The sequence below is a fragment of the Bacillus sp. JJ722 genome (assembly GCF_036963345.1).
Taxonomy (GTDB): domain Bacteria; phylum Bacillota; class Bacilli; order Bacillales; family DSM-1321; genus Bacillus_AD.
Genome location: NZ_JBALMO010000118.1, coordinates 24,775 through 25,167 on the forward strand (window position 1 = coordinate 24,775; position 393 = coordinate 25,167).

1 protein-coding gene is annotated in these 393 nt (G+C 34.4%); it reads left to right on the top strand.

The genetic code is table 11. The features are described 5' to 3' along the window. Nucleotides 1-384 (top strand): ABC transporter C-terminal domain-containing protein (locus V7014_RS15385; protein ID WP_335508315.1); only part of this gene is annotated, 384 nt, incomplete at its 5' end. Between the last annotated feature and the right edge of the window lie 9 nt (nucleotides 385-393).

Here is a 393-nt window from a genome sequence, read left to right on the forward strand (position 1 = left end):
TCAGCAGACGAGAGTCAAGAATATCTTGGTGACTATGACTATTACGTCCAAAAGAAACAAGAGCAAGAAGAACTAGAAGCATTAGAACAAGCTACTGCTGTTAATAATGAGAAGAAAGTTGACGAAAAAGTTTCGTATCAAGTAGATAAAGAAACGAAAAAACGTCAGAGACAAATTAAAAGACGCCTAGAAGAAATCGAAAAACGAATTGAGGAATTGGAAGCGATCATTACAGTTCAAAATGAACAGCTTTGCGAACCAGAAATCTATCAAGATCATGAAAAAGTAATGGAAATCAACAAAATAGTTGATGAAGCTAATTCTGAAATGGAACAGTTAATGGATGAATGGTCACAATTAGATGCCGAACAAAATGCTCAATAAAATTCATGC